Raw genomic sequence first — 24,837 nt, forward strand, 5'->3', positions numbered from 1 at the left:
CAATCTCTAGACTAACAAGTGCCCCCGAGAGCCATGCTCGCGGGGGCGCTGTCGTTTTTGGGATACTGCCGCGGGCATGATATCGGGGCCGCGCTTAGGCCTGGCGCCGCCGAAACTCACGCGGTGCCAGGCCGGTCAGGCGCTTGAAGAAGCGAGTGAAGTAGGCGGGTTCCGAAAACCCAAGGCTATCCGCAACCTGGGCGACCGTCATGTTGGTGTAGGTGAGCTGGCGCTTCGCCTCGAGCAGCAGCCGTTCATGCAGCAGTTGCAGGGCACTGCGATTGGCGAGGCGCCGGCACAGCAGGTTGAGATGAGCGCTGGTCATGCCGAGCTGCTCGGCGAACCGTTCGACACTAGGCTGCTGACGAAACTGTTGTTCGATAAGTGCCTGGTAGTTCTGCAGATGTACCAGTCCTCGCTCCTGGGGGCGAGGCGCACTCGTGCTGCCGGTGTGGAGCGGTCTCGCGATCAGGCGGGAGATCTCGATGAACAGCGCCTCGGTGAGCGCTTCCAGGATGCGCTCGCGGCCGGGGGCGGGGTGGCGATACTCATCTCCCAGCTGGTCCACCAGGGTCGCGATGCGCCGGGCCGGTCGATCGGCCTCGAGAGGGTAGGCGGTGGCCAGTGACATCGCTCCTGACAGGGCACCCAGCTGCTGCTCCAGCCGTTCGGCCAGGGGGCTGGCCAGGGTGATGATATGGCCCTGGGTATCCGGCGAGAAGTGGAAGCCATGGATGCTCATGGCGGGCACTACGATGATCAGGGGAGCCTCATGGGAGCGCTGGCTCCCCTCCAGCTCAAGGCGGACGCGCCCGGTGGTCAAATGGAGCAGGTGCAGCAGGTCGGCATGGCGGTGAGGCTGGATTTTCCAGTCGTGCAGCCGGCTGCGCTCGGCAATCGATTCCCAGTGGAGTAGATCCGGGGTTGGCCAGTGGCGCGTCTCGCCATACAGCTTGAAGACGGGGACGGCGTTGGTGGACATAAGCTTTTCAGCAGGCATGTGACTAAAGTTGCAGGCTTGTATTGTGATTGTCCATATTTAACTACCAATATTGCCTTATTCGGGGCGGGTTTTCAGTAAAAAATACAATTCATATAGCGAACATCTGTTCACCATTCCAAACAGTGGAGTCTCCCCGTCATGAAAACTCAGGTCGCGATCATCGGTGCCGGGCCCTCGGGCCTTCTGCTTGGCCAGCTGCTGAGCCGCCAGGGAATCGACAATATTATTCTCGAGCGCAAGAGCGGTGAGTACGTGTTGGGCCGTATTCGTGCGGGTGTACTCGAGCAGGGCATGGTCGATCTGCTGCGCGAGGCGGGTGTCGACAAGCGCATGGATGAAGAGGGTGAGGTTCATGATGGTGTGGAGCTGGCCCTGGACAATCGTCGTGTGCGCGTCGACCTGGCCGGGCTGACAGGGGGCAAGACCGTGATGGTCTACGGCCAGACCGAGGTGACGCGTGATCTGATGGAGGCGCGGGAAGCGATCGGAGGCACGACCATCTACGAGGCCGACAACGTGCAGCCCCACGACCTCGAGAGCGATAGTCCCTATATCACTTTCGAAAAGGATGGCGAGACTCACCGTCTCGATTGCGACTACGTGGCAGGTTGCGACGGCTTCCACGGTATCTCGCGAAAGTCAATCCCGGCGGATCGCATCAAGGAGTTCGAGAAGGTCTATCCCTTCGGCTGGCTGGGCCTGCTCTCCGATACTCCGCCGGTGGCCGACGAGCTGATCTATGCCCGTCACGAACGTGGCTTCGCCCTGTGCAGCATGCGGTCATCGACCCGCAGCCGCTACTATATTCAGGTGGGTCTGGACGAGAAGGTCGAGGAGTGGTCCGACGAGCGCTTCTGGGAGGAGCTCAAGCGGCGTGTTCCCGATGATGTCGCCGCCAAGCTGGTTACCGGACCGTCTCTCGAGAAGAGCATTGCCCCGCTGCGCAGCTTCGTGGTCGAGCCGATGCAGTACGGCCGGCTGTTCCTGGTAGGGGATGCGGCACATATCGTGCCGCCCACCGGGGCCAAGGGGCTCAACCTGGCGGCAAGCGACGTCAACACTCTCTATCGGTTGATGGTTCAGGTCTACCAGGAAGGGCGTACCGATCTGATCCCCAACTACTCCGCGACATGCCTAAAGCGGATCTGGAAGGCCGAGCGCTTCTCCTGGTGGATGACTTCGATGTTGCACAAGTTCTCCGAAGAAGAGGACTTTAATACTCGCATGCAGCAGGCCGAGCTCGACTATGTGACAAGCTCCGAGGCGGGGCTGACCACCATCGCCGAGAACTACGTCGGGCTACCCTACGAGTCGCTGGAATAAGCCTGCTCTCTGGCGACCCTTGATGTGGAGCTATCGTGATACGGGCCCGCCTGATGGCGGGCCCGTAGTGTTTGTCGACTCTGCTTACCGCTTCTGCTCCTCGTCTCCCTTCACCTCGTAGTCCCCCTCCAGCACCTGTTGTTCGTGGTGGTTTCCTCTGGAGGAGTGAGTCTCGCGATAATGGGTCTCGCGGTAGCTGAAGCCGCCGCTGACATCTTCGGCCTGATCGGCACGCATCTGCTCCATGCGCTTCTTCAGGCGGTGGCGCAGCAGCGGCATCAGCGCCCAGCCCAGCAGCATGAAGATCAGGCCGAAGACCATGGCCACGATCATCAGGATGCCGAACAGCAGCCAGGCGAGCAGCATCTTGAGGCTGTCGAGCAGGCCATTGCCCTGGCGTTGGCGTGCGCGCTGCTGCCACTGCTGGGCGGCGCGCCAGGCGGGATTCTGGCGGGGATCTCGGTGCGGGCCTTGGGAATCGGGCATGTTAACCTCCAGGGGTCGCGTCGGGTGTGACGCAAGATGAACTGCCCCTTGGAAAGCCCGGGGACAGAGTTCGTTCCTTATAGACTACCTCTTCCACATGTCGGCAACGATCTCGTAGCTTCTCAGGCGGTCCTCCAGGGCATAGACGTCGGTGTTGAGCATCAGCTCGTCGGCGCCGGTCTGTTCGAGGAAGGCCTCCAGCCCCTGCTGCACGGTCTCGGGGCCGCCGACGATGGCGGCGCCCAGGAACTGTTGCAGCTGAGCCTCCTCGATAGGCGACATCTCCAGGTGTTCCACCGGGGGCTTGGCGCTGGTGCGTCGACCACGAATCATGCCCAGGAACTTCTGGCGCATGGTGGAAGCCAGGTAGTCGGCGTGGGCATCGGTCTCGGCGGCGACCACCGGCAGCCCGACCATGGCGTGGGGGCGCTCGAGGACCGCAGAGGGCTGAAAGTTGTCGCGGTAGAGGCGCAGTGCCTCGAACAGATACCCCGGGGCGAACTGGGCGGCGAAGGCGAAGGGCAGGCCCAGGCGTGCGGCGAGCTGTGCGCTGTAGCCGCTGGAGCCCAGCAGCCAGAGGGGGACATGGGTGCCCTGGCCGGGAACCGCGAGCACCCGCTGGTCGGGTCGCGGGTCGTCGAGAAAGCCTTGCAGCTCCTCCAGGCGTTGCGGGAAGTCGTCCACCCCGGCATAGGGGTCACGGCGCAGCGCCGCCATGGTGGCACCGTCGGAACCCGGTGCGCGGCCCAGCCCCAGGTCGATACGCCCGGGGTAGAGGGTTTCCAGGGTGCCGAACTGTTCGGCGATCACCAGGGGAGGGTGATTGGGCAGCATGATGCCGCCGCTGCCCACACGGATGCGCTGGGTGGCACCGGCCACATGGCCGATCAGCACCGCGGTGGCGGCGCTGGCGATGCCCTCGATGCCATGATGTTCGGCGAGCCAGAAGCGGGTAAAGCCCAGGCGCTCGGTCAATTGGGCCAGGGCCACGCTTTCACGGTAGCTGTCGGCGGCGCTGCCACCCTCGCGGATGGGGGCCAGGTCGAGAACGGACAAGGAAGTAGCGGCGAGGCGAGACATGAAAGCTCCGGTTGGCGTGGGGCGAAAAAGTTAGCCTGCTGAAGAGTATTGATGGGGGCGGATCGCCTTCGATGCAATGCCGCTTACGTCGAGACCGCTTCGCCGGGCGGGGGAGGGGCAACTGCCTCGAGCCTCAAGGTGGTCGAGTGACCTATCAATCCCCGCGAGGGCCTCTCATCGCTGGCCTACCGCTGGTGCAGGTCGTAAGCTTTGGGTATCAATGGTGAAATCGGACTTCCGCCATGCCTCCCACTCCTGTTACGGGTGAGCGTCGCCGTCGGGGAGCGACTCGACGGCGACACTCCGCTGCCCGGTATACACGCTTCGATCGTTGGCTCGATCGCCTGGTCGTACTGGCCGTGATCATCGCCCTGGTGGTCGGCGGTTCGGCGTTGATCGTCAGCCTGGTGCTGTAGCCTGGGCCCGCTCATCCCTCCTCGGCTGGATCATGCTGCAAGGACTATGCTGCAAGATGATGGCCGTGTCGCCGTGACGGCGACCAGGCTTGGTCAGTGGTGCCGTCGAGGGGCGGCGGGAGGTGACCATGAACAGTGCAGTGCGCCATGTCTTCGTGGTGGGGCTCAACGACTTCAACCGGGAGCGGTTAGAGAGCCTCAGGGGAGCCGACGGTTGGCGCTTTCATGGGGTCATCGACCCCGCGGCGGTCTACGACACCGAGGTCTTCGACATTTCCGCCATGCTCGATGAAGCCACCGAGCGGCTGGAGGCCTTCGATGGCAGCGTGGATGCCATCGTCGGCTACATGGACTTCCCGGTGTCGACCATGCTGCCGATCCTCTGCGAGCGTTTCGGCACTCGTTCCCCCACGCTGTCCAGCCTGCTCAAGTGCGAGCACAAGTACTGGAGTCGCCGAGTGCAGAAGGAGGTGATCGCCGATTATATTCCCGGCTTCACGGCCTTCGATCCCTTCGATGACGAGGCGCTGGTCCATATCGGCGAAGCCGGACTCTACTTCCCGTTCTTCATCAAGCCAATCAAGTCCTCGGGGTCGCGGCTGGGCTTTCGCATCGACACCCCGGAAGACTTCTACCACGCCATCGAGAAACTGCGTGAGGAGATCGGCCTGATCGCCGATCCCTTCAACACCGTGCTCGAGCGTGCCCGGCTGCCCGACGAGATCGCCGCCGTGGACGGCCACTTCTGCATGGCCGAGGAGATCATCGGCGGGTGGCAGTGCACGGTGGAGGGCTACGTCTTCGAGGGCGAGGTGGTCAGCTACGGCATCGTCGACTCGCTGCGCTATCCTCAGGTGCTGAGCTTCTTCCACTATCGCTACCCCTCGGGGCTGCCCGCCCCCATCCAGGACAAGATGCGCGAACTCACCGACAGGGTGATGCGCCACATCGGCTTCGACAACTCGGCCTTCAACATCGAGTACTTCTGGGACGAGGTGCAGGACCGCATCTGGCTGCTGGAGATCAATACCCGTATCTCCCAGTCCCACTGCGACCTCTTCGAGAAGGTCGACGGGGTCAGCAACCAGCAGGTCACCATCGACCTGGCCCTGGGGCGGCGCCCCGACATGCCGCATCGCCAGGGTGAATACGCCGTGGCGGCCAAGTTCTTCTATCGGGTGTTCTTCGTCGATGCCGTGGCCACCCGAGTGCCGAGTGACGCGGAAGTCGCCGCCCTGGAGGCGGATTTTCCGGGTAGCGTGATCGCCCTTCAGGTGGAGGCCGGGCAGCGCCTGTCGACGCTGCTCGAGCAGGACAGCTACAGCTATGCCCTGGCCTATATCTGGATGGGCGCCGACAGCGCAGAACGCCTCCTCGAGGACTACGAGCGTCTGGCGGCCCGACTGACGTTCGAGTTCGACGAGATCGAAGGCTGACGGAGGAGGACAGGAATGCGCATCGTCACCGATTTTCCGCGCCGGGTTATGGAGGAGGAGACCTGGATCACGCTGCCCGACGGCATTCGCCTGGGGGTGCGCATCTGGCGTCCCGTGGACGCCGAGCGTCATCCCGTTCCGGCGATCCTCGAGTACTTGCCCTATCGCAAGCGCGACCTCACCGCCGAGCGTGACGTCCAGGTTCACCCCTACTGGGCCGGCCATGGCTACGCCGGGGTACGGGTCGATATCCGCGGCACCGGCGATTCCGACGGCGTGCTCACCGACGAATATACCCCCCAGGAGCTCGATGACGGCTTGGCGGTTCTGGAGTGGCTGGCCGACCAGCCCTGGTGTACCGGTGACGTGGGCATGGTGGGCATCTCGTGGGGTGGCTTCAACGGCCTGCAGATCGCCGCTCTGCAGCCGCCTCAGCTCAAGGCGGTGATCACTCTGTGCTTTACCGACGATCGCTACGCCGATGACATTCATCATATGGGGGGCTGTCTGCTCGCCGACAATCTCTCCTGGGCATCGACCATGTTCGACGGCAACGCCTGTCCGCCGGATCCGGAGCTGGTGGGGGATCGCTGGCGCGATATGTGGATGCAGCGCCTCGATGGCAGCGGCCTGTGGCTCACTCAGTGGCTAGAACACCAGCGTCGCGACGACTATTGGAAACATGGCTCGGTATGCGAGGATTACGCGCGGATCCAGTGTCCGGTCTATGCGGTCAGCGGCTGGGCGGATGGCTACTGCAACGCGGTGTTTCGCCTGCTGGAGGGCATAGATGTTCCGCGCAAGGGGCTGGTGGGCCCCTGGGCTCACAAGTATCCGCATCTCGGCGTGCCCGGTCCGGCCATCGGCTTCCTTCAGGAGTCGCTGCGCTGGTGGGATCAGTGGCTCAAGGGCGAGCAGACCGGGATCATGGACGAGCCCATGCTGCGGCTGTGGATGCAGGATTCTGCCCCACCCTCGGCCCGCTACGACGAGCGCCCCGGACGCTGGGTCGCCGAACCCGACTGGCCATCGCCGAACATCCTCCCCTGGGCGCTACGGCTGACCCCGGGGCATGACCTGCTGCCTGAAGAGGAGATGGCGGGGAGCGACCCCGAGGCGACCCTGGATATCCGGTCGCCGCTCTCGGTGGGGCTCTACGCCGGCAAATGGTGCTCCTACAATGCCCCCCCGGACCTGCCCTATGATCAGCGCGACGAGGATGGCGGGGCACTGGTCTTCCAGACCTCTCGCCTGGATGCCCCCCTGGAGATCTGCGGGGCTCCGGTGGTCGAGCTGATGGTGGCCGCCGACCAGCCGGTGGCCATGGTGGCGCTGCGCCTCTCCGATATCGGGCAAGACGACAAGGCCACCCGGGTCTCCTATGGGTTGCTCAACCTGAGCCACCGCGACAGCGATGAGCACCCCGAGCCAATGGAGCCGGGACGGCGCTACCGCGTGCGCATATCACTCAAGCATATTGCCCAGCAATTCGCCGCCGGTCATGCCATCCGCCTGGCGCTCTCCACCAGCTACTGGCCCCTGGCCTGGCCGGCACCCCGCCCGGTCCGCCTGACCGTGTGGCCCGCGGAAAGCCGCCTGTTGCTGCCCCTGCGTGAGCCGCGGCCACAGGAGGAGGCAGCCCTGGTGCCCTTCGCCGAGCCCGAAGGCGCACCGCCCCTGGCCAAGACGCTGCTACAGCCGACCCAGGAGACCTGGCGGGTGATCCGTGATCTCGCCAGCGACAAGACGATGCTGGAGGTGATTCACGACGAGGGGCGCTATCGAATCGACGATATTGGCCTCGAGATTGCGGCTCGGGTCACCGAGCGTTACCAGTACACCTACGGCAATTATGACAGCGTCAGCGGCTGGACCGAGTGGAGGCGCAGCTTCAGGCGTGGTGACTGGGAGGTCCACACCCTGACCCGAACCCTGCTGACCAGCGACGTCGACAACTTCCGTATCCGTGCCACCCTGGATGCCTGGGAGGGCGATACCCGTATCTATGCAGGGACCTGGGACGAGACGATCACTCGGGATCTGGTCTAGCACTTGTCTCTACCCTTGCCCCTCGAACCTCAATGGCCGGGGAGGCCCGCGACTGCTATCTTGGCCCCTTTCTCGATAGGGATGCCCCGCCATGAGCGTGACCGCCGCCGACGCGCCCAGCAGGCCCAGGGCCTCGCGCAAGGAGATTTTGGGTTGGGCGATGTTCGACTTCGCCAACCAGGCCTACACCCTGCTGATCATCACCGTGGTCTTCGGTGAACTGTTCACCACGGTGATCGTCGGTGAGCGCGGCGGCGACTACCGGTTGGCCAACTTCCTGTGGAGCCTGGCGCTGGCCGTCAGCTATCTGCTGGTGGTGGTCACCGGGCCGCTGTGCGGCGCGGTGATGGACTACCGCGCCGAGAAGAAGCGCTTCCTGTTTGCCAGCTACCTGGCCACGGTGGCCGCCACCGCCATGCTCTACTTCGTGGCGCCGGGCTACGTGCTGCTTGGCCTCGCGCTGATCGTGGTCTCCAACTACGCCTACTCCATGGGCGAGTCATTTATCGCCGCCTTCCTGCCCGATCTCGGGCCGCCGGAGGATCTGGGCAAGATCTCCGGGTTCGGCTGGGCGCTGGGCTACGTCGGGGGGCTCTTCGCCGCCGGCTTCACCCTGGTGGCGCTGGGGGAGGCGACGGCGGAGAATTTCGAGCGTATTCGCTGGGTGGGGCCCTTCGCCGCCGGCTTCTTCCTGGTCACCGCCATTCCTACCTTCCTGTGGGTGAAGGAGCGTGGCACGCCGCAGCCCGCCGGCAAGCCCTACCGGGATATCGCCCGGGAGCGTGTCTCGACGACCCTGCATGAGCTGCGGCGCTTTCGGGACCTGGCGACCTTCCTGGTCTCGCTGCTCTTCTCCATGGCCGGGGTCTACATCATCATCGCCTTCGCCTTTATCTACGGCGCCCAGGTGATCGGCTGGGACGAGTCGATTCGCAACCTGATGTTCATCATCGTGCAGGTCACCGCGGCGGCCGGTGCCCTGGGTTTCGGCTTTATCCAGGATCGCATCGGCACCAAGCTCACCTACCAGTTCACCCTGGTGCTGTGGGTGGCGGCGATACTTGCCATCTGGGCCACCCCCGAGGTGACGGCCCTGCTCAATGGGCGCTTCGGGCTCGGCTGGGAGGCCCAGCATCTGTTTCTCTTCGTCGGCTGCCTGGCGGGGCTCTCGCTGGGCTCCAGTCAGTCCGCCAGCCGTGCCCTGGTGGGGCTCTTCTCGCCGACCCGCAAGGCCGCCGAGTTCTTCGGCTTCTGGGGGCTGGCCAACAAGCTGGCCGGTGTCTTCGGCATCATCGCCCTGGGGCTGCTGCAGTCGGTGGTGGGGCTGCAGGCCTCGATACTGCTGTGTGCGGCGCTGTTTGTCGTTGCCATCCTGATCTGCCTGTTCGTCGACCAGGCTCGAGGCCAGCGCGCCGCCGCGGCCTGGGAGGCACGCAACGGCCGCGCCAGGGGTGATCTCTCGGCAGAGTGATCCGTCGAGCGTGGGGAATCCACTAGCCTCGAGTGGGTCAAAGGAGATCGGGGCCTTGCCGGGAGTGACAGGATGAGCGATCAGGGCAGGGGAGTGAAGCGCACCGGGCTTGGCATGATGCTGCTGTTCTGGATGCTGTTCATCGCGACCGGGACCTGGTGGTTCCAGGGTTTCGTGGAGCGCCAGCGCAACCCCAACAGCCATCTGGTCAATGCCGTGGGTGAGGGCACGCCGGTGGTGCTCGAGCGCAATCGCGGCGGCCACTTCGTGGCCACCGGTCGAATCAACGGCGAGCCGGTGGAGTTTCTGGTGGATACCGGTGCCACCTATGTGGCACTGCCGCGGCAGATGGCCGAGCGGCTGGGGCTCGAGGCGACCGGCAGCGCCTGGTTCAATACCGCCAACGGCCGAGTGCGCGGTGATCTCACCATGCTCGATGAGGTCAGCCTGGGCGGCTATGTGGCCCGTGATGTGCGTGGTTCCGTTAGCCTGGGCCTGGAGGGCGATACCGCCCTGCTGGGCATGAGCTTCCTCGACCATTTCGATATCCGCATCCGGGACGCCCAGATGGTGCTGGAGCCCGCCGCAGAGTGAGCGTTGACCATCCCGCAACAGCCACCGCGCCGGTTCTTGTTGAAGACCTGCGCTGCGCCCAATGTCGTCTTGCCGCGGACAAGAGGGGGCAAGCAGACTATAGCGATACTCACCCCCGTGACGGAGCCTGTCATGACCCTCTCGCCATCTCTGCACCAGCGTCTCGGCATCGAGCTGCCTATCCTCCAGGCACCCATGGCCGGTGCCCAGGACAGCGCCCTTGCCATCGCCGTGGCGCGAGCCGGAGGGCTGGGGGCGCTGCCCTGTGCCATGCTCTCGCCCGAGGCCATGGGCGAGGAGCTCGCGGCGTTCCGCGCCGCCACCTCGGCGCCACTCAACGTCAACTTCTTCTGCCATGCTCCTCCCGAGCCGGACCCTGGCGTCCAGGCGCGCTGGCACAAGGCGCTCGCGCCCTTCTTCGCCGAGTTCGGCCTGGATATCGATGCAGTGACCCAGGGGCCAGGGCGTCGCCCCTTCGACCATCAGGCCTGTGATGTCCTGGAACCCTTTCGGCCCGAGGTAGTGAGCTTTCACTTCGGTCTGCCCGACGCCGCCCTGCTCGAACGGATCAAGGCCTGGGGCGCCACGGTTCTCTCCACGGCCACCACGGTGGAGGAGGCTCGCTGGCTCGACGCTCGGGGAGCCGATGCGTTGATCGTTCAGGGGCTGGAGGCTGGAGGGCATCGCGGCATGTTCCTGAGAGAGGAGATCACGACCCAGATGGGCATCCTTGCCCTGTTGCCCCAGGTGCGTGATGCCGTCGGCCTGCCCCTGGTCGCCGCCGGGGGGATCGCCGATGCCAGCGGGGTGGCGGCGGCCCGGGCGTTGGGTGCCGATGCCGTGCAGGTAGGCACCTCCCTGCTGTGCTGCCCCGAGACCACGATCTCGGCGATCCATCGCCGCGCGCTGCAGTCGGAGGCGGCATGTCATACGGCGCTGACCAACCTTTATAGCGGTCGTCCGGCCCGAGGCATCGTCACCCGGCTGATGCGAGAGCTGGGGCCCATGGCCGAGGTGGCCCCGGCCTTTCCCCTGGCCACCTCGGCAATCGCGCCGCTACGCGCTGCCGCCGAGGCCACGGGCAGCGGTGACTTCTCGCCACTCTGGGCCGGGCAGAACGCCAGTCGCTGTCGTCCGATCCCCGCCGCCGGCGTCATCGCCGAGCTTGCCGCCGGGATGTGAGACTGCCGATATCAACTGGCAACATCGATAAATGAGCAAGGAGAGCGCTGCAGCTTCCCCACTGCAACGGAGGTGCCTATGGCGAAGCAGACACATGGGCGTTGCGCCAGCAAGCCCGGTCAGATCCCCGCGGGTGGCTGGCTGGACATCCTGTGGCGCGTCAAGCAGGAGGTCACCCAGGATCTCGTCGCCATGATGGCTGCCGGTATTGCCTTCAATGCCATGCTGGCGCTCTTCCCGATGATCGCGGCCATCATCTCGATCTGGGCGCTGGTGATGGATCCTCAGGACCTGGCGGGTCAGATCATTCAGCTGAGCCGTTACCTGCCGCCCGAGGCCTCCAGCCTGATCAACGACCAGGCACGCAAGATCGGCGAGAGCACCAGTACCGGCCTCAGTCTCACGGCGCTGGGCAGCGTGCTGGTAGCGATGTTTATCGGCTCCAAGGGCGTGCTGTGGATGGTGCTGGGACTGAATGTTGTCTATGGAGAACAGGACAGACGCGGAGCGCTGCATCGCGGCCTGATCGTCGCGGCTCTGACGCTGGGGCTGATCCTCATGCTGCTGGTCACCGTTGCCTTTGTCGCCTTCTTCCCGCTGGCGATCGGCATGCTGGGGCTGGATACCCTGCTGGTAAGGGCCATCGCCTGGCTGCGCTGGCCGACACTGCTGGTGGTGATGATGCTGGTGATTGCCGTTTTCTACCGCTTCGGGCCCTATCGGCGGTCGCCACGCTGGAGGTGGCTCAGCGTCGGCTCTGTCGTCGCCACCTTGGTGTGGCTGACCGGCTCCATTGGGCTATCGCTCTATTTCGGTCGCGTGGTCAGCGTAAGCGAAATCTATGGGTCACTGGGCGCGGTGGTGATGCTGATGCTGTGGTTCTGGCTCTCGGCCTTTGTGGTGCTGCTCGGGGCCGAGTTCAACGCGGAAATGGAGCGCCAGACCTACCGTGATACGACCGTCGGTGAGCCTCGCCCCCTCGGAGAGCGCGACGCCTATGCAGCCGACACCGTGGGCCATGGGGGGCCATGGCGCGGCGTCAGTCCTGGGAAGTGCAAGACCTCCGACCCGGATGATTCCTTATGACGCTGGCCTGCCGGCGCCGCCACCGACATTGCTGCCTTGGGCTGTCGCAGATGGCAGCACCGCTCAAGACTTTTCCGGCGACTGGCCGTCGTTGGAGGGGTGAGTCTGCCCCTGTCGGCTGATATCATGGATATATGAACAGTAATCAAGGCATCGCCGCCCCCCTCGAAGACCCGCTGTATTACCTGGCAAACTTCGAGCATGTGCTGGCCTGGGTGGCCGAGCGCCACGGCGACCTGCTCGGCGATGATGAGCACGCCTTCCTGGCTCTGTTTGCCGGCCTGCCGCTTGGTTCACGGGCGCTGCTGGTGCGCATGGTCATGCGCAAGGGCGAGCACTTTCGCCCTTCGCGGCTGGCCTATCCCGAGATCGATGCCGAGATCGGCGATACCGAGTCGGCGCTGGCGCCGCTGGTGGCGGCCGGGCTGGTGGAAGAGGCGCCGGTGCTCGATGTGGCGACGCTCTTCACCCAGCTGCGACTCACCGAGCTGCGCCAGGCCCTGGCGGCAGAGATCGCCGAGGCGGGCCTGCCTGCGACCGTGGGCAAGGGAGCCCTGCGCGAGGCGCTGCTGGCGCGAGAGCCGGTGCCGCGACCGCTGAGCGCCTGGTGGCCGGAGGCCCCCGAACGAGTGGTGCGGGTGCGCATCATGGCGACCTGTGATCGTCTGCGGCTGATGTTCTTCGGCAACCTGCGCCAGGACTGGTCGGAGTTCGTGCTTGCCGAGCTGGGGCATCAGCGCTTCGAAAGAGTGGCATTCGGTGTCGACTCCCGGGCCTTTCACCGGCGTGACCAGGTCGATGCCTATCTGGCACTGCATGACCTGCGGCGGCGGCTGGAGGAGGGCGAGTCGCCTGCGGATCTGGCCGAGGCGCTGCCCGCCAGGCCCGGCAACTCCTGGCTGGCGTCGCGAGACGCGCGCCTGTGCCTCGCGCTGGGGCGTCGGGCGGAGCGTGACGGGATGGCCGAACTGGCATCGACACTCTACCGACGAGCCGGCTGGCCGGCACCCGAGGCCAGTGGGGAGGGGCGGATTCGCTACCTGCGACTGGCCGAGCGTCAGGGGCGCTGGCGTCAGGCGCTGATCCTGGCCGAGCCGCTGGCGCGTGTCACCCGCGACGACGTGGAGGCCCAGGCCCTGGGCCGGCTGCTGACGCGACTGCGCCGCCGCCTGAGCCTGGTGCCGGAGACGCCTGCCCCCGAACCCGCCCCCGAGCGTTTCACGCTGCGCCTGCCAGGCCCCGGCCGGGTCGAGCAGACGGTACGGGAGCACCTGCATCGCGAGGCGGCACCGGTCCATTATGTGGAGAACACCCTGCTGACCGGCCTGTTCGGCCTGCTCTGCTGGGAGGCGCTCTTCACGCCGTTGCCCGGTGCCTTCTTTCACCCCTTCCAGGCCGGCCCCGCGGACCTCTATCGAGACGACTTCGTGACCCGCCGCCGTGACCATTTCGAGGCGTGTCTGGCACGGCTGGATAATGGTCGATACCGCCGGACGATCCTGGCTACCTGGCGCGACAAGCAGGGGCTTGCCAACTCCTTCGTGCACTGGGAAGCGCTCGATGAGGCGCTGCTCACCCAGGCACTGGCCTGTATTCCCCCCGTCCATCTGCGTATCTGCTTCGACCATCTGCTGAGCAACCTGAGAGCCAACCGGGCGGGCCTGCCGGATCTGATACAGCTGTTTCTCGAGGCCTCGCCGGGTGAGCCGCGCTACCGGCTGATCGAGGTCAAGGGCCCGGGGGACCGGCTGCAGGACAACCAGCGGCGCTGGATGACTCTCTTCCATCGCCATGAGATACCGGCAGCGGTCTGCCATCTGGAGTGGGTGAGGGAGAGATGAGTGGCCCGCAGCCGCTGCGCGTCGGGGTGCGCACCCTGTGCGACGTCACCGCCCGGGAGGGCGACCTCGACCATCGCTTCACTCCCTCGCCCAGTGCCCGGGAGGGGCTCGAGGGGCAGCGCGAAATCGCCAGGCGCCGGGGCGCGGACTACCTCACGGAAGTGGCGCTGGCCGGCGAGGTGGCGGGGCTCGTGGTGCGTGGACGCGCCGATGGTTACGACCCGGCAGCCAATCGTCTGGAGGAGATCAAGACCCATCGCGGTGATATCGCGCGGCTGGCAAGCAACCAGCGCGCCCTGCATCGTGCCCAGCTGCGTAGCTACGGCGCCCTGCTATGCGCCGAGCGACACCTCGAGTCGGTCGAGCTGGCACTGGTTTACCTGGAGGTGGGCAGTGGGCGCGAGACGCGGTTCAGCGAGCATGCCACCGCCGCCGCACTGTGGCAGGAGCTGGCGGAGCGCTGCCGACGCTATCGTGCCTGGGCCGAACGGGAAGCGCAGCATCGCCGCCAGCGTGACGCTGCGTTGTGCGAGCTCGGCTTTCCCTTCGCCGACTTCCGCCCCGGGCAGCGGCATCTGGCCGAGGAGAGCTACAAGGCCGCCGCCACCGGTCGGGTGCTGATGGCTCAGGCCCCTACCGGTATCGGCAAGACGCTGGGTACGCTCTTCCCGCTGCTCACGGCGATGCCGCGACACGGACTGGACCGACTCGCCTACCTGACCATGAAGACGCCGGGGCGACGCCTGGCTCTCGAGGCGCTGACACGGCTGGGCGCCCACCCGAAGCAGGGCAGCCTGGCACTGCGCGTGCTGGAGCTGACCGCGCGGGAGAAGGCCTGTGAGTACCCGGGGCGCGCCTGTCATGGCGAGGCCTGCCCGCTGGCTGCCGGCTTCTATGACCGCCTGCCGGCGGCACGCGAGGCGGCGGCCGAGCGACGCTGGCTGGACCGCGAGTCATTGCGTGAGCTGGCCGTCGAGCATGGGGTCTGCCCCTACTATCTCGGACAGGAGATGGCGCGCTGGAGCGATGTGGTCGTCGGCGATGTCAATCACTGGTTCGATGATCATGCGCTGCTCCACGGTTTGGCGCGGGAGCAGGGCTGGCGCGTCGGGGTGCTGGTGGACGAGGCCCACAACCTGATCGCCCGGGCGCGAGGCATGTACAGCGTGTCCCTGGCTCAGCGCGACCTGGGAAGACTCAAGCGCAGCGCCCCGGAGCGACTCAAGGCCCCGCTGGGGAGGCTGCAGCGGCAGTGGCAGATTCTGGTGCGCGAGGCGGGGCTCGGAGAAGGCGGTGGGCCTGGTCGACCCGCCGTACGGCATCTGGAGACCCTGCCGCCCTCCCTGCTGGGCAGCCTCCAGACGCTGGCCTCCGCGCTCGCCGAGGCCCTGGGAGAGCATCCGGAACTGGGGGCAGAGTGGCAGGAGCTGCTGTTCGAGTCCCTGGCGTTCCTGCGCCTGGCCGAACGCCTTGGCGATCACACGCTGTGTGAGCTGACTCGCGAGGGGCGGGGAAGGGCGCGGCTGGCACTGCACAACCTGATTCCGGCGGATTTCCTCGCGCCGCGCTTCGCCGCGGCGCACTGTGTGGTGCTGTTCTCGGCGACCCTGGGGCCGGCCGATTACCAGCGTGATCTATTGGGGCTGCCCGAGGGCAGCGTCTGGCGAGAGGTCCCATCCCCGTTTGCCGCCAGCCAGCTGGAGGTCTCCGTTCGCGCCGATATCTCGACGCGGCTGCAAGACCGGGAAGCCTCGCTTGATCCCATCGTGGCTGAGATCGCCGCGCAGCATGCGAGGCGCCCCGGCCACTATCTGGCCTTCTTCAGCAGCTTCGCCTATCTGGAGGCGGTCTTTGCCCATTTCGTCGCCTGTCATCCCCGGATCCCCGCCTGGGCCCAGGAGCGACGCATGAGCGAGACGGCACGCGATGCCTTCCTGTCACGCTTCACCGACGATGGTCGTGGCATCGGGTTCGCGGTGCTGGGAGGCGCCTTCGGTGAGGGCATCGACCTGCCCGGTGAGCGACTGGTGGGGGCCTTTGTGGCGACCCTGGGGCTCCCGCCGGCGGACCCCCTCAATGAGGCACTCAGAACGCGGCTGCAGGCTCGCTACGGGCGCGGCGACGAGTACGCCTACCGGGTCCCGGGGATGGTCAAGGTGGTGCAGGCGGCGGGCCGGGTGATTCGCGACCCCGAGGATAGTGGCACGCTGGTGCTGATGGATGATCGCTTCGCTCGCGACGAGGTACGCCAGCACCTGCCTCGCTGGTGGGGGGAGCCGCTTGTCAGGGCGGCCGGGCCGACAGGGCGTGTTCCGGACTGATGCAGGGGCAGGAAAAACCTTAACAAGGAGTTACTGTACCCGCAGCCAGGGCTGTGCTACCTCTTAAGTGGTCAATTCAGATCAATGGAAGTGACAAGGAGGTACTGGCATGGGTATCGAAGTAACCGGTCTTTTAGGGCTCATCTGGCTGATCATCGTCATCTGGGCCATCGTCAAGGTGGCCAAGAGTGCGGCCAGTGGCCTGGCCAAGGTGATCTGGATCATCGTGCTGCTGGTCTTCCCGCTGGTGGGGTTGATCGTCTGGTTCCTGTTCGGCCCCAAGGGATAGCCGTGCCAGGAAAGCAAGTGGCACATCGGGCCGCCCTCGGGCGGCCCGATATTTTTCTGCCTCAGGCGGGTGGCGGGTTGTCACGTGGTTCGTTGCGGTCGCACTTGACGCATTCGAGCGGCAGGCCGAGGCGCGAGCGTCTCCCCGCCGCGGTGATGACCCAGGGGCGCTCCACCCAGGGCGGCTGGTGGCGCACATGCTGGTTATGGCCACAGGCCAGCTCGGCCACCCAGTGGCCTTCCGTGTCGCGATGGTAGCCGATGATAGGCTGTTGCATGGCGTCAGTGCGGTTTCGGTGGCGCCTTGTAGTGACCCGGCACCGTGACGCGCTCGCCGCTCGGTAGGGTGCGCACATGGGTGGGAACGTAGATCCGCTTGATGACACTCTTGCTCATGCTGGACTCCCTGAGTCGCGTCTTGTGCTGTCGAGGCCTTTCAGTGTGTGCTCCAGGACCATGGCAGGCAATACCTCTCTGGGACCATGCCTCTCAGGGATCACGCCGCACGGCCCGTGTTGCTGCATTCATGCAGGCGCGAGTTGTAATTTCAGGTATCCTTTGACAAAAGGCGGCTGGACACTTTGCAAGGCTGCTACACAGCAATCAATGGAGCGTACACGAGAATGGTTGATAGCCTGCAGCCTAGGGAGCAGGATCATGTGCTGATAGTCGAGGATGATGAGCGCCTGGCGAGTCTGACCCGCGACTATCTGGAGGCCAACGGCTTTCGCGTGACACTGGAAGCCGATGGTGCCCGCGGAGTCGAGAGCATTCTTTCCCTGCAGCCGGACCTGGTGATTCTCGACCTGATGCTGCCCGGTGAGGACGGCCTGTCGATCTGCCGGCGTGTGCGCGACGACTATCCCGGGCCTATCCTGATGCTCACCGCCCGCACCGATGACATGGATCAGGTGCTCGGGCTGGAAATGGGGGCCGATGACTATGTCGCCAAGCCGGTGCAGCCACGGGTCCTGCTGGCGCGCATGCGTGCCCTGTTGCGGCGCTCCGAGCCCGTCGAGGAGAGCGGTGAAACGCGCCTTGCCTTCGGCGATCTGGATATCGACAACGCGACCCGCGAGGCGTGGCTGGCGGGCGAGCGCATCGAGCTGACCAGCGCCGAGTTTGACCTGCTGTGGCTGCTGGCCAGCAACGCGGGCAAGGTGCTGACCCGTGAAGAGATATTCTCTCAGCTGCGCGGCATCAAGTATGACGGCCAGGACCGTTCCATCGATGTGCGCGTCTCGCGCATTCGCCCCAAGATCGGTGATGATCCCAACCAGCCGCACCGCATCAAGACCGTGCGCAGCAAGGGCTACCTGTTCGTCAAGGATGCCTGAACCATGCGCCGAGTCCTGGCCGACAGCACCTTCCTGCGTGTCTATCTGCTGCTGGCGCTGGCGCTGCTGCTGACCTTCGGTCTCGGCCTGCTGGGTGTGGCGCTGGTTGACCAGGTACGCCGAGAAGCCCATCGCGAACAGCTGGCCGAGGCGCCGATGCGTCTGCTGACCGAACGACTCTCGAGGCTGCCACCCGCGGCGCACCAGGCCTGGCTCGAGGCGCAAGGCAGACGCCTGGACATGCAGGCCAGTATCGGGCCGCTGGAGGAGGCCTCACTAGGCTACTTCTCGCGGCGCCGCCTGGCCGATGGCAAGGTGCTGGTGCAGCCGCGTGACGATCAGGGCTGGCGGCTGTTTTCGCTGCTGCCCGGGGGGGAGCGCCTGCTGCGTGTCGATCTCGTCAACCTGAGCGAGCATCAGCTGCGTGGCCTGACCGAGCTGCTTGGCCGATGGCTGTCGGAGATGCCCCCCTCTGCACGCCATTCGAGTCTCGAGGACCTGACCCGCGGTAGCCTGTCGGTGTCTCTGGAGGAGGCGCCTCCTCAAGGCCTGGATGACTACCAGCTGCGTCGACTTACCGCCGGTGAGGTGGTGATCGAGCTGCTGCCTGGGCGCTGGTCGGTCGCGATCTATCTGGCGCTTCAGGATCTCAGTGGTGATGCCAGCTGGCTGGTGGTCGGCCCGGTCCAGGCCTTCGAACCGATGCCTGGGTCGCTTCAGCTCCTGCTGGTGCTGATCATGCTGGCCGTGCTGGGCGTGACCATCTATCTGATCGTGCGCGGTGTCGAGGCGCGCATGGTGCGGCTGGAGCTGGCCGCGTCGCGTATCGCGGCCGGACGACTGGATACCCGGGTCAAGGTGGAGAGTGCCGATTTCATCGGGCGTCTCGGCATGGCACTCAATGGCATGGCGGCGCAGGTGCAGTCGCTGCTGCGCGCCCAGCAGGACATGATTCGTGCGGTATCCCACGAGTTGCGTACCCCGGTGGCCCGCATTCGCTTCGCCGTTCAGATGGTCGAGGACATGACCGAGGACCCGGCGGTGCGTCGGCAGCTTCAGGGAGCCGATGGGGATATCCAGGAACTCGATGACCTGATCGACGAGATCCTCACCTATGCCCGGCTGGGCAGCGAGGCCATCAATGGGCGCCAGATGAGTGCCGTGCCGGTGGAGTGTCGCGAGATGGCCGAACGGGTCATCGAGGCGCTGGCCCTTCTGCATGAGGGGCTGACGCTCGAGCTTGCCGAGGGCCCCAGCATGGAGGTGCTGGCCGAGCCGCGTTACCTTCAGCGCGCCCTGCAGAACCTGGTGGCCAACGCCTGCCGTCACGCACGCTCCCGGGTGGTGATCCGGTTGCAGCGAGAGCCTGCCCTGGTGAGGATCGATGTGGAGGATGATGGTCCCGGCGTGCCGCTGGCCGAGCGCCAGTCGATCTTCAAGCCCTTCTCGCGTCTCGACGACAGCCGCACGCGCAGCGCCGGCGGCTATGGCCTGGGGCTCTCCATCGTGCACAAGGTGATGAGCTGGCACGGTGGCAGCGTCGGTGTGGACGACAGTCCCGCGCTTGGGGGGGCACGCTTCACCCTGCTGCTGCCCCAGCGCCGCGAGGCCGAGTAGCCTCAGGCCGGCTTGATGCCGTCGAGTACCGCGAAGGAGGTCTCCCGAGCGGTACGCAGGAAGTCCTCCATCCATGTCGCCTGGCGTGTCTCCTCCCGAATCGCCGCGAAGAGTGTGCTCCACACGCCCTTCTCGCCGAGTGCCACGGCCTTCACGTAGTCGCGCTCCAGGTACTCGGTCAGGGCCCAGTTGGGCAGTGCACAGACACCGCGGCCGCTGGCCACCAGCTGCATCATCATGATGGTCAGCTCGGCGGTGCGTATCTCCCTGGGCTGTATGCCTGCCGGGTCGAGGAACTGGGTGAAGACGTCCAGCCGTGAGTGCTCCACCGGGTAGGTGATCAGGGTCTCTTCGCCGAGGGCCTCGGGGGTGACGAAGCCCTTGCCGGCCAGAGGGTGTTGACGGGCCACTGCCAGCAGTCCCTCATAGCGAAACAGCGGCTCGTAATGCACCCCGGGCAGGGGCTGGGGGTCGGCGGTGATCACCAGGTCGAGCTGCTCGCGGGCCAGGGCCGGGAGTGGGTCGAAGTGGTGTCCGCCGGGGATATCGATCTCCACTTCCGGCCAGTGATCCCGGAAGTGGTCGATGGTAGGCATCAACCACTGAAAACAGCTGTGGCACTCGATGGCCATATGCAGGCGCCCCTGCTCGTTGCCGGCGAGTCGTGCCAGGTCGCGCTCGGCCATGCGCACCTGGGGCAGCACCTGCTCGGCCAGGGTCAGCAGTCGCTGCCCGGCCCTGGTGAACTCCACGGGGCGCGTCTTGCGCACGAACAGCGGGCTGCCCAGACGCTCCTCCAGATCCTTGATCTGGTGGGAGAGGGCCGACTGGGTCAGGTGCACCCGTTCGGCCGCCTCCACCAGGGAGCCGGCGTCGCGCAGGGCGATCAATGTGCGGAGGTGTCGCAGCTCGAGCATGGGTGAGTCACTTTCATTTAAAAGACTTGGAAGCTTAGTTTGATTCACCACTAATGGCCAGCCGGAATCCGCCATATGCTTCATGCAGATCGTTCCAGCCATGACCGTTGGAGGCCGGGGAACGTGGGGGCTGTTATGCTTGGCTCCATCATGAAATCCTGATTCCCGAGAGGAGATGCCGTGTCCCGCCTTCACGCATTCGCCGCCCTGGGCCTGTCACTGCTGCTGGCAGGCTGTGCCACCGCCCCGGCGCCGATCACCACCGATGAGCATGCACCGCTGTTGCCCTCGACCCTCTTTCCCGGCGATGCCGAGGCCTTTATCGCCTGGCGGTGTTCGCCGGACCAGGGGCTGGTAACCGCCGGCGCCGAGGACGAGTTGAGAGTGTGGTCGACCCATGGCGCCTGGCGGCTCACGCCAGCCGTGGTCGCCGGTGGGAAGCGCTACGAGCAGGGGGAGCTGAGCTTCTGGAACACGGCCGATGGCGCCGTCGTCGAGTCGCCGCGTGGGCGGCTGATGTGCCAGGCGAGCATGCGTCGCCTGGCGCTGACTCGCGAACAGCGCCCCGGTGTGATGTTCCATGCCCGCGGCAATGAACCGGGCTGGACGGCAAGCCTTGCCCACGACCGACCCGAAGTGCTCCTCAGCCTCGATTACGGCAGTCGTGAGCAACGCCTTCCCTATCGTGTCACCCAGATGGATAACGAAGCGGGGAGGGTGGTCCTGGCCAGCGGTCGTGGTGATACCCCCTTCGAGCTGCGAATCGAGGCGCGGGCCTGCTTCGATGACATGAGCGGCGAGCCCTTCCCGGCCCGTGTGACCCTGAACGTGGGGGGCGAGCAGTATCGAGGCTGTGGTCAGGGTATCGCCCCCTGAGCGAGGCGAACCACGGGGGCGAGGCCTGTCCGTTCCGGTCAGATCGCTGGCCGGCTGGATAAGGAGGCCCCCGACAAGAGTTGATTTTTCGCTTATTTCGAACGTAATGCGCGTTTTTATGCGCTTTTTATTTCACTTCGTTCATCTATCATGGATGTCATTCACTTTTACCTGATCCAGGGAGACCTCCATGACCACTCGTGTCCTTATGCTTACCGCTTCCATTCTCGGCGAAAACGGTCAGTCGAAGGCCCTCGCCGACCACTTCATCGCCAGGGCCGAGGCGCGTGATGGAGTGGAGGTCACCCATCGCGACCTGGTGGCCGAGGAGCTGCCGCATCTGGGGCTGGCCGAGCTGGGTAGCTGGCAGGTTCCCGTGGCGGAGCGCAGCGATGAACAGCGTGAGCTGGTCGCCCGCTCCGATGCCCTGATCGCCGAGCTTCACGACCACGATGTGATCGTCCTGGCGGTACCGATGTACAACCTTGGCATCCCCAGCCAGCTCAAGGCGTGGTTCGATCGCGTGATGCGCGCCAGGGTAACGTTCCGCTATACCGAGAACGGCCCCCAGGGCCTGTTGGAGGGCAAGCGGGCGGTGATCCTGGCGGCGCGTGGCGGCCAGTATGCCGGCACCGAGAAGGATACCCAGACCCCGCATCTCAAGCTGATGCTGGGCATGATGGGCATTACCGAGGTGGACAGCGTGTTTGCCGAGGGGCTCAACATGGGCGGGAGTCATCGAGATAGCATGCTCAATGAGGCGCGGCAGGCCATCGATGGCCTGGTGGAGCGCCTGTAACTCCAGTTACCGGCTCTTAAGCTGAAGCACCCGGACACAATACAGCGGGGCGGTCATCGGGCCGCCCCGCTGTGTGTCGGTTGTGCGTCGGCGGCGAGGGAAGGCGCACCGGCTCAGATGCGGGTCCAGGGTGGGGCGGCTGCGAGGATGCGCGCCTGCACCGGGCAGTCATCACGGTGGGCGCCGGGCAGGTAGCCGGTACTCATCAGGAACTCGCCGGTGATCTCCGGCCCGGTGAACTTGAAGGTGCGCTTGAAGAGCCTGACCCAGTCGCCGTGGCTCAGCGGATGGTGGTGGTCGAGCCAGCCACGAAAGCCGCCGTGGCGAGCCCGTAGGGCCTGGATAACGCCGGCGTTGTGGATGACCGCCTCGATCTTGAGGCGATTGCGGATGATGCCTGCATCCTCGAGCAGCCGCCGGCGTTCCGTCTCCCCGTAGCTCGCCACCCTGTCGATGGAAAAGTTCTCGAAGGCTCGTTGGAAGGCCTCGCGCTTCTTCAGCACCGTGAGCCAGGAGAGCCCGGCCTGGTTGATCTCCAGCGCCAGGCGCTCGAAGAGGTCATCATCGTCGCCTACCGGGAAGCCGTACTCGTGGTCGTGGTAGGGACCGTGGAAGGGGTGCCCTAGGGCCAGATCACAGTAGTCGCTCATGGACGGGCCCCCCTCTCTGGATAATCCATCGAGTCATTACACCTCCCTCCTGTTGGGGTTTACACTGAGAGCTTACGCTACACGACAAGGAGTCTCACATGCAGTACCTGCATACCATGGTGCGTGTCAGCGACCTCGATGCGTCGCTGCGTTTCTATTGTGACCTGCTGGGCCTCAAGGAGGTGCGTCGCAAGGAGAACGACAAGGGGCGCTTCACCCTGGTCTTCCTGGCCGCCCCCGAGGATGAGGCCCGCTCGGCGGAGCTCAAGGCGCCGGAGCTGGAACTGACCTACAACTGGGACCCCGAGGAGTACGACGGCGGGCGCAACTTCGGCCACCTGGCCTACCGCGTGGATGATATCTACGCGCTCTGCGAGAAGCTTCAGGAGGCCGGCGTGACCATCAATCGCCCGCCTCGAGATGGCCATATGGCCTTCGTGCGAAGCCCCGACGGCATTTCGGTGGAGCTGTTGCAGAAGGGCGAGGCACTGCCGCCCCGCGAGCCCTGGGCATCCATGGAGAACACCGGCACATGGTAACCCTGACGCGTATGCCCCGGGCGCGCATGGCCCGTGCGGTGGCGTCACTGGCGGCGCTCTCTGCGCTGGCCCTGCTGGCCGGCTGTGGCAGTCATGCACCGGCGCCTGGCGAGCCGGTCGGCAGTGACCTGAGCGGCCCGATGGTGGAACAGCGCTGGAACCTGCTGCTGGTGGGCACCAGCGAGCGGCTGTCGATGCCCGAGACACCCTGGTTCGAGATCGGCCGTGACGGTCGCCTGGTCGGCAGCGACGGCTGCAACGAGATGCATGGCCAGGTGCGTCTCGGGGATAGCCAGCGCATCGAGGTCACCGAGCTTGCCACCACCCGTCGCGGCTGCCCCCAGCTGGATGACGCCGCACGGGTCACCACCATGCTGGAGAGCGCCTACCGCTACCTGATCGATCACGATCGCCTGGTGTTCTTCGGTCCCGACCAGCGGGTGCTGGGGGGCTGGCGCGAGGCCAACTGAGGCGGCCCCGGGTCCTGTGACCCGGCCTATAGAAAACGGAAACGAGAAGTGGAAAAGAGAAGCGCCCCGCCGAGCTGAAGTTCAAGGGCTCGGCGGGGCGCTTGCGTTGCGGCCTGTCGGCATGTTGCCTATGGCAGCTCTTCGGCCTCCGGGTCCTCCTTCTGTGCCGGGATCAGATCCTCGCGATTCAGCTTGATCGCGAGCAGCAGTGCCGAGGCCACATAGATGGAGGAGAAGGTACCGATCACCACGCCGATGATCAGGGCGATGGCGAAGCCCTCGATCATGTCGCCACCCAGCAGCAGCAGGGCGACCAGCACCAGCAGGGTGGTGCCGGAGGTGGCGAGGGTGCGCGACAGGGTCTGGTTGAGCGAGTCGTTGAAGATCGCCGGCATGTCGTCGATGCGTGACTTGCGGATGTTCTCGCGGATGCGGTCGTAGACCACGATGGTGTCGTTGAGCGAGTAGCCGATCACCGCCAGCACGGCGGCCAGCACGGTCAGGTCGAACTCGAGCTGGAACAGCGAGAAGGCACCCACCACGATGATCACGTCATGCATCAGGGCCAGCAGCGCGCCGATCGCGAACTTGTACTGGAAGCGGAAGGCCACGTAGAGCATCACGATGCCCAACGCCACCAGCAACCCGAGGCCGGACTGGTCGCGCAGCTGATCGCCCACCTGGGCGCCGACGAACTCGGCGCGTACCAGGTTGACCTCCTCGCCACCATGGCGCAGCAGCTCCACCACGCGGTCGCCGACGTCGGCATCGAAGGCCTGCTGCAGACGAATCAGCACCTCGTTGGCGGCGCCGAAGGTCTGCACCGAGACGTCACGGAACTCGGCGGCCTCCAGGGTCTGGCGCACCGCATCCAGGGAGGGCGCCACGGCGTAGCGTACCTCCACCAGGGTACCGCCGGTGAAGTCCAGGCCCAGGCTGAGCTGCTGGAACAGCAGCGAGAGGAGCGATGCCAGGATCAGCAGGGCGGAGATCCCGAAGGCGATCTTCCGCTTGCTCATGAAGTCGATCTGTCGATTGGCCAGGCTTTTCATGATC

At 65.5% G+C, this 24,837-nt stretch carries 24 protein-coding genes; 17 read left to right on the plus strand and 7 right to left on the minus strand.

Features of this window, described 5'->3' with window-relative positions; genetic code table 11:
- Window positions 1-94: 94 nt before the first annotated feature.
- A complete protein-coding gene (locus IOC61_RS16490; protein ID WP_195689822.1) occupies window positions 95-982 on the minus strand; it encodes a helix-turn-helix domain-containing protein in 888 nt (295 codons plus the stop codon).
- A gap of 159 nt (window positions 983-1,141) precedes the next feature.
- Here IOC61_RS16490 and pobA point away from each other — a divergent pair, with 159 nt between their 5' ends.
- On the plus strand, window positions 1,142-2,326 hold the full coding sequence (gene pobA, locus IOC61_RS16495; RefSeq protein ID WP_195689823.1) for a 4-hydroxybenzoate 3-monooxygenase: 1,185 nt from the start codon (window positions 1,142-1,144) through the stop codon (window positions 2,324-2,326).
- 84 nt (window positions 2,327-2,410) lie between these two features.
- On the opposite strand, the gene IOC61_RS16500 is transcribed toward pobA, so the two are convergent.
- Entirely contained in the window at window positions 2,411-2,812 is a 402-nt protein-coding gene (locus IOC61_RS16500; RefSeq protein ID WP_195689824.1) for a hypothetical protein, read from the minus strand.
- An 84-nt stretch (window positions 2,813-2,896) separates the two neighbouring features.
- Window positions 2,897-3,892: an LLM class flavin-dependent oxidoreductase gene (locus tag IOC61_RS16505; protein ID WP_195689825.1), complete on the minus strand. Its 996-nt coding sequence runs from the start codon at window positions 3,890-3,892 to the stop codon at window positions 2,897-2,899.
- 242 nt (window positions 3,893-4,134) lie between these two features.
- Here IOC61_RS16505 and IOC61_RS16510 point away from each other — a divergent pair, with 242 nt between their 5' ends.
- The 10 genes from IOC61_RS16510 to IOC61_RS16555 all read left to right on the plus strand — a co-directional run bounded on the left by IOC61_RS16510 (window position 4,135) and on the right by IOC61_RS16555 (window position 16,577).
- Window positions 4,135-4,308, plus strand: coding sequence for a hypothetical protein (locus IOC61_RS16510; RefSeq protein WP_195689826.1), 174 nt, complete (start codon window positions 4,135-4,137; stop codon window positions 4,306-4,308).
- A gap of 128 nt (window positions 4,309-4,436) precedes the next feature.
- Window positions 4,437-5,744: an ATP-grasp domain-containing protein gene (locus tag IOC61_RS16515; protein ID WP_195689827.1), complete on the plus strand. Its 1,308-nt coding sequence runs from the start codon at window positions 4,437-4,439 to the stop codon at window positions 5,742-5,744.
- 15 nt (window positions 5,745-5,759) lie between these two features.
- Complete coding sequence (locus IOC61_RS16520) at window positions 5,760-7,793, plus strand: CocE/NonD family hydrolase (protein WP_195689828.1); 2,034 nt, start codon at window positions 5,760-5,762, stop codon at window positions 7,791-7,793.
- Between the two features lie 91 nt (window positions 7,794-7,884).
- Window positions 7,885-9,264 carry an MFS transporter gene (locus tag IOC61_RS16525; protein WP_195689829.1) on the plus strand — a complete coding sequence of 460 codons (1,380 nt, stop codon included), beginning with the start codon at window positions 7,885-7,887 and terminating at the stop codon, window positions 9,262-9,264.
- 72 nt (window positions 9,265-9,336) lie between these two features.
- Window positions 9,337-9,858: a retropepsin-like aspartic protease family protein gene (locus IOC61_RS16530; RefSeq protein WP_195689830.1), complete on the plus strand. Its 522-nt coding sequence runs from the start codon at window positions 9,337-9,339 to the stop codon at window positions 9,856-9,858.
- 132 nt (window positions 9,859-9,990) lie between these two features.
- On the plus strand, window positions 9,991-11,040 hold the full coding sequence (locus tag IOC61_RS16535) for an NAD(P)H-dependent flavin oxidoreductase (RefSeq protein WP_195689831.1): 1,050 nt from the start codon (window positions 9,991-9,993) through the stop codon (window positions 11,038-11,040).
- Between the two features lie 78 nt (window positions 11,041-11,118).
- The gene (locus IOC61_RS16540) at window positions 11,119-12,126 is read left to right on the plus strand and encodes a YihY/virulence factor BrkB family protein (protein WP_195689832.1); all 1,008 of its coding nucleotides are present in this window, start codon (window positions 11,119-11,121) and stop codon (window positions 12,124-12,126) included.
- Between the two features lie 134 nt (window positions 12,127-12,260).
- Window positions 12,261-13,967 carry a VRR-NUC domain-containing protein gene (locus IOC61_RS16545; RefSeq protein WP_195689833.1) on the plus strand — a complete coding sequence of 569 codons (1,707 nt, stop codon included), beginning with the start codon at window positions 12,261-12,263 and terminating at the stop codon, window positions 13,965-13,967.
- A complete protein-coding gene (locus IOC61_RS16550) occupies window positions 13,964-16,288 on the plus strand; it encodes an ATP-dependent DNA helicase (RefSeq protein WP_195689834.1) in 2,325 nt (774 codons plus the stop codon). The genes IOC61_RS16545 and IOC61_RS16550 overlap by 4 nt, the downstream gene beginning before the upstream one ends.
- Window positions 16,289-16,397: 109 nt before the next feature.
- Window positions 16,398-16,577, plus strand: a complete 180-nt coding sequence (locus tag IOC61_RS16555; protein ID WP_195689835.1) for a PLDc N-terminal domain-containing protein — start codon at window positions 16,398-16,400, stop codon at window positions 16,575-16,577.
- Between the two features lie 61 nt (window positions 16,578-16,638).
- Here the strand turns inward: IOC61_RS16555 and IOC61_RS16560 are convergent, their stop codons facing one another.
- Window positions 16,639-16,854: a DUF3565 domain-containing protein gene (locus tag IOC61_RS16560; protein WP_195689836.1), complete on the minus strand. Its 216-nt coding sequence runs from the start codon at window positions 16,852-16,854 to the stop codon at window positions 16,639-16,641.
- 345 nt (window positions 16,855-17,199) lie between these two features.
- On the opposite strand from IOC61_RS16560, the gene IOC61_RS16565 reads away from it, so the two are divergent.
- Window positions 17,200-17,913, plus strand: coding sequence for a winged helix-turn-helix domain-containing protein (locus IOC61_RS16565; RefSeq protein ID WP_195689837.1), 714 nt, complete (start codon window positions 17,200-17,202; stop codon window positions 17,911-17,913).
- 3 nt (window positions 17,914-17,916) lie between these two features.
- The gene (locus IOC61_RS16570; RefSeq protein ID WP_195689838.1) at window positions 17,917-19,530 is read left to right on the plus strand and encodes an ATP-binding protein; all 1,614 of its coding nucleotides are present in this window, start codon (window positions 17,917-17,919) and stop codon (window positions 19,528-19,530) included.
- 2 nt (window positions 19,531-19,532) lie between these two features.
- Here the strand turns inward: IOC61_RS16570 and IOC61_RS16575 are convergent, their stop codons facing one another.
- Entirely contained in the window at window positions 19,533-20,447 is a 915-nt protein-coding gene (locus tag IOC61_RS16575) for a LysR family transcriptional regulator (RefSeq protein ID WP_195689839.1), read from the minus strand.
- Between the two features lie 180 nt (window positions 20,448-20,627).
- On the opposite strand from IOC61_RS16575, the gene IOC61_RS16580 reads away from it, so the two are divergent.
- Complete coding sequence (locus IOC61_RS16580; RefSeq protein WP_195689840.1) at window positions 20,628-21,323, plus strand: COG3650 family protein; 696 nt, start codon at window positions 20,628-20,630, stop codon at window positions 21,321-21,323.
- A 190-nt stretch (window positions 21,324-21,513) separates the two neighbouring features.
- Window positions 21,514-22,122: an FMN-dependent NADH-azoreductase gene (locus IOC61_RS16585; protein ID WP_195689841.1), complete on the plus strand. Its 609-nt coding sequence runs from the start codon at window positions 21,514-21,516 to the stop codon at window positions 22,120-22,122.
- A 113-nt stretch (window positions 22,123-22,235) separates the two neighbouring features.
- Here IOC61_RS16585 and IOC61_RS16590 read toward each other — a convergent pair whose 3' ends face one another.
- Window positions 22,236-22,772 (minus strand): DNA-3-methyladenine glycosylase I, encoded by a 537-nt coding sequence (locus tag IOC61_RS16590; RefSeq protein WP_195689842.1) that lies wholly within the window; start codon window positions 22,770-22,772, stop codon window positions 22,236-22,238.
- A 98-nt stretch (window positions 22,773-22,870) separates the two neighbouring features.
- On the opposite strand from IOC61_RS16590, the gene gloA reads away from it, so the two are divergent.
- Window positions 22,871-23,311, plus strand: coding sequence for a lactoylglutathione lyase (gene gloA, locus IOC61_RS16595; RefSeq protein WP_132041997.1), 441 nt, complete (start codon window positions 22,871-22,873; stop codon window positions 23,309-23,311).
- Window positions 23,305-23,781: an META domain-containing protein gene (locus IOC61_RS16600; protein WP_229333208.1), complete on the plus strand. Its 477-nt coding sequence runs from the start codon at window positions 23,305-23,307 to the stop codon at window positions 23,779-23,781. Before gloA ends, IOC61_RS16600 begins: the two co-directional genes overlap by 7 nt.
- A gap of 128 nt (window positions 23,782-23,909) precedes the next feature.
- Here IOC61_RS16600 and secF read toward each other — a convergent pair whose 3' ends face one another.
- The gene (secF, locus tag IOC61_RS16605) at window positions 23,910-24,833 is read right to left on the minus strand and encodes a protein translocase subunit SecF (RefSeq protein ID WP_195689843.1); all 924 of its coding nucleotides are present in this window, start codon (window positions 24,831-24,833) and stop codon (window positions 23,910-23,912) included.
- Window positions 24,834-24,837: the final 4 nt, after the last annotated feature.

Origin of the sequence: Halomonas sp. KAO (assembly GCF_015595025.1) — a bacterium.
Taxonomy (GTDB): Bacteria; Pseudomonadota; Gammaproteobacteria; order Pseudomonadales; family Halomonadaceae; genus Halomonas.